The following is a 7956-nucleotide window of genomic DNA, read 5'->3' as shown; positions in this document are numbered from 1 at the left end:
GTTAGACTCTGCGCCACCTGCGGCCATCTCTATTAATTAGCTGTTCTGCTTCCGCCGGCTCCCAAGTACCCGCCTCGTATTGGGGAACGAGAGATGGGTCAGTGGGAGTCTCCCAAGCCGTAAGTGCCGGCGTGACCAAACGCCACGCTTCCTCTACTTCATCAGCACGGGTGAACAAAGTTTGGTCTCCCAGCATACAATCCACCAACAATCTGTCGTAAGCGTCGGAAGAAGTGACTCCAAAGGAAGAACCGTAGCTAAAATCCATATCCACTGTGCGCGTCCGCAAATCTGGCCCGGGCCTTTTACCCTCAAAGCGTAGCGAAATTCCCTCATTGGGGTAAACCCGCATTGTTAGGACGTTGGGACTAGCTTGCTGCGCCGCCGACTGAAAAATCAGCAGGGGTACTTCCCGAAACTGGATGGCAATTTCGCTGATTTTCTTCGGCAATCGCTTCCCAGTTCGTAGATAGAAAGGAACGCCTTGCCATCTCCAGTTATCCACCATAAACTTCATCGCCACGTAGGTAGGCGTTCCCGAATTGGGATCTACCCCTGGTTCCTCCCGATAACCGGGGACAGGTTTGCCCTTCATCCAGCCAGCAGAATATTGACCGCGAACTGCTGAAAACTCTAGGTTATTCACATCAGCTAAGCGGCTGGCTTGAAGCACCTTTAGCTTTTCGGTGCGGATACTATCAGCGTCTAGGGAATTTGGTGGTTCCATCGCTGTGAGACAGAAAATTTGCATTAAGTGGTTTTGCAACATATCTCGCAAAGCGCCCGCCGATTCGTAGTAACCGGCTCTGTCTTCTACGCCTACAGTTTCGGCTACTGTAATTTGTACGTGGTCAACATAATGGCGGTTCCACAGGGGCTCGAAAATAGCATTAGCAAACCGGAAAACCATTAAGTTCTGAACTGTTTCTTTACCTAAGTAGTGGTCGATCCGATAAACTTGCTGTTCGGTGCAAACATTCTGCACTACTCGGTTGAGAGCTTTGGCAGAACTTAAATCGCGACCAAAGGGTTTTTCGATCACTAGACGCTGCTTACTGGGGTCGCTTAACATTCCCGCCGATCCCAGTTGTCTAATTGCTTCTGGGAAGAAGTTGGGAGAAACGGAGAGGTAGAAGACGCGATTGCCCCGCGTCCTTCTCTTTTCGTCGATTTCAGCTAGGAAAACTTTTAATTTTTCATAACTTTCGGGGTTATCAATGTCGCCGGGGAAGTAGTACAAGCCTTGAGCGAAGTCTTTCCAGAAGTCTTCAGGGCCGATCCCCTCGCCAAATTCTTCAATACCTTGTCGCATTTGTTCGCGGAAGTAGTCGTGACTCCAAGGACGGCGAGCGACACCTACGACTGTAATTTCTGGGGGCATTCGGCGATCGCGTTTCATTTGATAGATCGCCGGTACCAGTTTGCGCTGCGTCAAGTCTCCAGAAGCTCCGAAGATTACCAGAATTTGGGGATCGGGCATCCGTTCTTGGCGTAGGCCTACCCGTAGGGGATTTTCTAATAGCGTTACCATCTACTTTTTTGCTCCTTCAAAGTTAGTAAATGCTTCCATAGCTTCGAGCCTTGGTAATCTAGCGCGATCGTGAAACTTAGACATTTTCTCGCCCCTAAATTGGGGAGGGGGTTTTTATAGGGTTTTGAGCGCCAATGGCGCTCAAATTTCCCCTTACCCACGTTGCTACAGATCCTGCAACTAGACGGCGGCCAGCCGCTGAACCTTATCTTCCAAGGAGTTCATCAGCGATTGGAAGGGTTGCACGAATTTGTCAATGCCGTCTAGGAGTAAGTCTGTCATTACTTGGTCAAGGTTGATGTCGATATCGGGATCTTTGAGGTTGGCAATCAAGTTGTAAGCTTCCTGAACGTTTGTTTCAATCCGGGGTGCAACGTCGCAGTGGTCAAAACAGGCTTCAATTGTGCTCGGTGGTAGAGTATTGACGGTTTCTGGCCCGACTAATTCATCTACATACATGACATCGCTGTAAGCTGGATTTTTAGTCCCGGTGGAGGCCCACAATAACCTTTGCACTTTTGCGCCTTTGGCTGCTAAGGCTTGCCAGCGATCGCTAGCGATAATCTCTTTATATTTCTGGTAAGCAATTTTGGCATTGGCGATCGCGACTTTCCCCTTTACTGCCTCCAGTTTGGCTTTCATCGAGATATCGGTTACACCCTTGAGTTTCTCGTCAATCTGAGCATCGATGTTGCTATCAATTCGACTCAGGAAGAAACTCGCAACGGAGGAAACCTTGCTGACATCTCCACCTTTGGCGGCGAATGCTTCCAAACCCCGAATGTAAGCCCAAGCGCTATTAACATAGCTTTCCACCGAAAACAGCAGCGTCACGTTGACATTGATGCCTTCACCGATTACTCGTTCTACCGCCGGCAAACCTTCTGCCGTTCCTGGGATCTTAATCATCACGTTCTCTTTACCGATCGCCTGATAATAACGTAGAGCTTCGCTGATTGTACTTTCTGTATCATTGGCGATCGTTGGCGGTACTTCAATGCTGATGTAACCATCTAAACCCTTGGACTGTTGATAAACTGGGCCGAAGATGTCGCAGGCGTGACGGATATCCTCAAATACCAGAGACTCGTAAATTTCCAGTACCGATTTCTTAGCGCGAATACCTGCTTCGATATCAGCATCGTAAATCGCATTACCCGCGATCGCCTTCTCAAAAATCGCTGGATTAGAAGTAATCCCGCGTACCCCTCGGCTCTCAATCATCTCTTTGAGTTCACCCGACTCAATCAAATTACGAGTCAAGTTGTCCATCCAGATGCTTTGACCGAGTTCTTCAATCTCTAACAGGTGGTTCATTACTTTCGCTCCTAATTTGTGAATTATGAATTGTTAACTGTTAACTGTTAACTGTGAATTGTGAATTGTTAACTGTTAACCATTACTTAGTCAATGGTTTTCAGAGCGCAAGTGCTCTTTAATAAACGACTTCACCAGATCGACATCTTCTTTGCTACCGATAATTAAGGGGGTGCGCTCGTGCAGTTTGGTCGGCACCACATCCATAATGTCCTCAGTTCCCGTACTGGCCCGCCCGCCAGCTTGCTCGATCAAAAAAGCCAAGGGAGCCGATTCGTAGAGCAAGCGCAATTTACCCTCCGGCTTCTTAACAGTTCCGGGATACAAAAACACGCCACCTTGCAGCAAAATTCGGTGAAAATCTCCTACCAAAGCCCCGCCGTAGCGAGCTGTATAACCTTCATGGCGGTGTACGTAGCGAATGTAATCCCGGATGGATTCCTCCCACTGCCAAAAGTTGCCTTCATTGACACTGTAAATCGGGCCGTGTTCGGGAACCTGGATATTTTCACTCGATAGAATAAACTCCCCCAAACTAGGGTCAAGGGTAAATGAGTGAACTCCCTTACCGATAGAGTAAACTAGCATCGTACTGGGCCCGTAGAGGACATAGCCCGCAGCAATCTGTTTTCGCCCCTCTTGCAGCAAATCGAGAGCCAATCCGTCCTCATCGCTTCCCTCTTGCTGACGGATGGAGAAAATAGAACCGACATTCAAATTAATGTCGAGGTTTGAGGAGCCATCTAGAGGGTCGTAAAGTAGGCTGTAACGTCCCAGGGGACAATTCTCTGGAATGTAATAAGGTTTTTCCATCTCCTCAGAGGCCAAGCGACAGACTAAGCCGCTTTGCTTGAATACCGAGATAAACACCTCATTAGCATAGATATCCATCTTTTTGACGGATTCTCCTTGGACGTTCACCCCTCCAGTAAACCCCAAGGCATCTTCCATCAATCCAGCTCTGCTGAGCCTGCGGGCAATCAACTTACCCGCGAGGGCAATTCTATTCATCAGAGCGCTGAGATCCTGAGCGTCTGCTGAGAAGCTGTGGAGTTGCTCTAAGACGTGACGCGATAGAGTCGTGCATTCGCGGTCTAAGGATTCTACCTGTTCGCTCGCACTCAGGTGGGGTTCCCCTATCTGTGCGTTCACCATAATTTGATATCCTCCCTGTCTAGTAGCTCTCAGTTTGGGCGAGCAGGCTTGAGCTCTGCTCTTAAGAGCGGGTTCTCTCTAACTTCTATATTAGGAATGCTTTTCTAAAAGGTGGCTGAACTTTAGGGTAACTTTAGATCCGAGGTGGTTCCCTGGCCGCCGGTGGGTGCTTGGGGCTCTGTTGGGTTTTTGCGGTATGGATGATGGGCGATGGGAGAAGGAATTAAATTTAACTCACGGTCAGAAGTTCATTTAGCTTATTTTTTAAATCGGGGGATACCATTAATGGATTATAGATTTCCCCCTCGTAGGGTTGCCAAAAATAACTAGAACTAAAGGGGCGAAAACCTGGTAATATTTCTAGCCCATGAGTAAGTTCTTTTGCTAAAACTAATCCGGGAAGAGATAAGTTAGACAAATCCTCCATAAGTTCACTATAGGTTCTAAATTCATCAACTTCAACACCCACCAAAGCATAGCGGAACCAAGGAGCAAACCGGAGAGTTTGATAGAATAAAATACCTAATTCTGTCATTACATAAGCACTTTCTGGGCTGTCTATTCCCACTGCACTAATATTATTTGGATAAACCCGACACCACCAGTTTTGCTCCATATCTTGAAAAGTGTCTGTGCGACATAAGCATTTGCGACCATTTGAGAGTATCCATTCTATTCCCTCAAAGTGTTGAGAAAATTTATTGACATTGCTTCGATCGGAGCCACACTCTGCTGATAAACTGAATATCCATGCCATTGTTATAGATTCCTATGATATATGAGGTTAATCAACTCTTTCCCAATCATTTTGGGTGTTTGCCAATGCTATCTCGTACCTTTCTAGAGACATTGTAACTCTTGGCAAGATGCTAACGTGGGTCGGGGTATCTTGGACAGCCTGCAAATCTCCCATAATGTTTTTGTCATCAATTTGCCATATAGGGTCTTTTCCAGTTCCACCAAATTTTGCAGGTCTGCGAAATGCTGGTAAACTTTCAATTGCAAGAGAAACGGACATTCCCTTTGTATTCCTTACTGCAACCGCAATAAGCTCTACTCAAAACTCACGTTCTGACTCTAGTAATAAATAGCCTTGTTCATTCAGATAACCTGTGGGCATTTGCTCAATATCTATGTCAATACCAGGTCTAATTCCTAGTAATCTAGCACTGCGACCTATTTTGGGTTTACCATTTTGGTCTGCCATACCGCGATAGTAAAGTTTTGCCATCAGCTAACCTCAAAATCTAAGTAAGAAACCGGGTTTCTGTGACAATTTTTGCGGCTTAGCCAAGATTAAATTAAGAAACCCGGTTTCTGTTCTGGGTAAAAGACCAAATCTTTCATATTTCCACCTCATCTATTTTCCTAACTCTAGGTTCTATCACCCCCGGATCTACACCATAATAATAAGCAGCTTCAGACATATCCATTCTCAGTAATTTTTCATCTCCCAACTCTTTAATCTCTGTAGGTTTAACCGGAATTACATTCAAAGCTTCAATAATCTTTGACGCGACGGCCTTCGCTAAAAGTGGCGGAACCGAGTTTCCCACTTGTCTAAATCCATGCCATTTTGTCACATGAAATCTAAACCAGTCAGGATAAGAATGCAGCCGTGCAGCTTCTCTCACAGTAATACATCTGGGAGTATATGGATGAATCGGTCGAGGAGAAGTAAAAGCACCTCTATTACTGGCAGTTCCAGCTCTTAATGTATTACAAACTCCGTCAAAATCTAGTTTGTGAAAACGGCTGATTGGTTCTACTTTACCCGGTTTAGTCGCGGCAAATCTTTCTTTCGATTCCGCATTATGTTTTGTTCTTAAACTTGATGTTAATACCCTTTTATTATAAATTCTTTTGTATGAATAATCGTTATCTACTGAAGAAATGCCGCGAAGTATTTTGCCATAATCACTAGCTTTACCGTAATCGTCCTCAGAAATTTCTACCCAATCTTTTTCTAACAATTCTATATAATTTTCGACTTGGGGTAAATCTCGCAGAGCATCCCATACATTCGGACTATCTGGTAATTCAGAATGAGATGTTTTTCTACTTGCAGGATGAGTAAATGCTTGGGGATAAGTTGGTAAGGTTAAATCCTGTCGGCATCCTAATAAAAATAATCTTTCCCGTTTTTGCGGTACTCCGTACTGGGCAGCATTAAGGATCTGATAATTTTCTTCTATTTGATAACCATTTTCCCTAAATTCATTAATGATTTCGGCAATAAAATTTTTATGATGCCCGATTGCCATCCCTCCCACATTTTCTATTACAAAATACTTGGGATTTAATTCTATAACTAACCGGATAAATTCAAAAACTAGAGAATTTCTAGGATCTTCGAGGGAACGTTTACCAATCAATGAAAAACCTTGACAGGGCGGCCCGCCAAAAACTACGTCAATTTCTCGATCGCCAATGGCTGATTTTTGTCTGATTTCTGCTCCAGTTATGTCAATAATACTTTGACAAAATACAGACCAAAAGGGAAAATTAAAATTATGAGTAGCGCAATGAATTGGATCTATTTCAACTGATGCCAATACATCAAAACCTGCTTGCTCGAAACCGAGAGTCATGCCGCCAGCTCCGGCAAAAAAATCAATACCAATAGGTCGATATTTTGTATTGTTTTCAACCATCAGCTTGATTCAAAAATTAACTGAAGAGGGGTTTAGGTGGCGATCGCTGATGTAGGATGGCGATAGTCTTAATTTGGGCTTCGTTCAGCGACAGGCTTCTGTTAGTAGTTTAAGAATTACATCAGCGGCGCGATCGCAAGCTCCTACTCCTCCCAAACTTTCCCTCATTTCCCCATAATCTGCTAGCATTTGTCCCCGTCTCTCAGAATTGAGCAGCAGTTCCATTGCGATTGATACTATATTCTCCGCACTCGCTTGCTCTTGCAGTAACTCTGGCACGATTAGCTTCCGAAGTATTAAGTTAGGCGGAGACATAAATGGGATAGAAAACTTGAGGATATTACGGGCAAGCCAATAAGTTACTGGGTTAACGCTGTAGATAGCAACTTGCGGAACATTAAGTAAAGCTATTTCCAAATTAACAGTACCCGATTTGGCGATCGCCAAGTCCGCAGCCGCCAAGATGTCCAGAGTCTGACCTTCCAATAGGGTAGCCTGTAAACCGTAATTCTCAATAGCTCGTTCGATGGGTTGGCGAAGAGCTTCCCTAGAAAGGGGAATCCAGAAATGAACTTGAGGTAGTTTATTCTGGATAATTTGAGCAGCCTTAAATATTGCCGGCATCAGATACTTAATTTCTTGTTGGCGGGAAGCGGGGATCAACGCGATCGCCACTTGTTTCCCCTCAATCCCCAACGCAGCACGAGCATTCTCCCGACTGGGCGCAGTTTCCATCCGATCCGCTAAAGGATGCCCAACCCAGGTAACATTTGCCCCTTGCTTTTGAAGATAATCTGCTTCCTCCGGGAAAATCGCCAAAAAGCGATCGGCGATCGATACAATTCGAGCTGTATTCTGCCAAGGAGGAGACCAAACCCAAAATTGAGGCGCAATGTACCAGATAATCGGCACTTTTGGCCAACGGCGGCGGATATAATTACCAATGCTGAGATTTGGCCCCATATAGTCGATCAACACGACTAAATCCGGTGGTTGAGTTTGTAGGTATTGCTTAGCTTGGCGCTGAAGTTGGAGAGTTGGCAAAATGTAGGGCAATGATTCTAAAATGCCTACTGAGCCAATACCCGCAGTATCACCTAAAATATTAGCCCCAGCATGGGCCATCCGTGAGCCGCCCAATCCGACAATTTCTAACTCTAAGTTAGTTGCCGCAGCTAGGCGCTTGAGGCTCATTGTTAATAAAGAGCCTTGTAAATCCCCAGAAACTTCGCCAGTGCTGATAAATATCCGCGCCATTAATTTGGTAATGAAGGAAGAAGGAAGAAGGAAGAAGGAAGA

8 protein-coding genes are annotated in these 7956 nt (G+C 45.3%); all 8 read right to left on the bottom strand.

From position 1 onward, the window contains the following. Window position 1: 1 nt before the first annotated feature. Entirely contained in the window at window positions 2–1531 is a 1530-nt protein-coding gene (gene zwf, locus OSCI_RS11860) for a glucose-6-phosphate dehydrogenase (RefSeq protein WP_007355193.1), read from the bottom strand. 180 nt (window positions 1532–1711) lie between these two features. Continuing rightward, entirely contained in the window at window positions 1712–2848 is a 1137-nt protein-coding gene (gene tal / locus OSCI_RS11855) for a transaldolase (protein WP_007355192.1), read from the bottom strand. A 90-nt stretch (window positions 2849–2938) separates the two neighbouring features. Continuing rightward, window positions 2939–4003: a class 1 fructose-bisphosphatase gene (gene fbp, locus OSCI_RS11850; protein WP_007355191.1), complete on the bottom strand. Its 1065-nt coding sequence runs from the start codon at window positions 4001–4003 to the stop codon at window positions 2939–2941. Window positions 4004–4232: 229 nt separating this feature from the next. Then, entirely contained in the window at window positions 4233–4760 is a 528-nt protein-coding gene (locus OSCI_RS11845; protein ID WP_007355190.1) for a hypothetical protein, read from the bottom strand. Between the two features lie 27 nt (window positions 4761–4787). After that, window positions 4788–5021 (bottom strand): hypothetical protein, encoded by a 234-nt coding sequence (locus OSCI_RS11840; RefSeq protein ID WP_007355189.1) that lies wholly within the window; start codon window positions 5019–5021, stop codon window positions 4788–4790. A gap of 39 nt (window positions 5022–5060) precedes the next feature. Continuing rightward, on the bottom strand, window positions 5061–5234 hold the full coding sequence (locus OSCI_RS30685; protein WP_007355188.1) for a hypothetical protein: 174 nt from the start codon (window positions 5232–5234) through the stop codon (window positions 5061–5063). A 112-nt stretch (window positions 5235–5346) separates the two neighbouring features. Beyond that, the gene (locus OSCI_RS11835; RefSeq protein ID WP_007355187.1) at window positions 5347–6657 is read right to left on the bottom strand and encodes a DNA cytosine methyltransferase; all 1311 of its coding nucleotides are present in this window, start codon (window positions 6655–6657) and stop codon (window positions 5347–5349) included. A gap of 84 nt (window positions 6658–6741) precedes the next feature. Then, window positions 6742–7914, bottom strand: a complete 1173-nt coding sequence (gene lpxB / locus OSCI_RS11830) for a lipid-A-disaccharide synthase (RefSeq protein WP_007355186.1) — start codon at window positions 7912–7914, stop codon at window positions 6742–6744. Window positions 7915–7956: the final 42 nt, after the last annotated feature.

This window comes from Kamptonema sp. PCC 6506 (assembly GCF_000180455.1).
Classification (GTDB): Bacteria; Cyanobacteriota; Cyanobacteriia; order Cyanobacteriales; family Microcoleaceae; genus Kamptonema; species Kamptonema formosum.
This window is presented reverse-complemented; position numbering and strand designations above follow the sequence as displayed.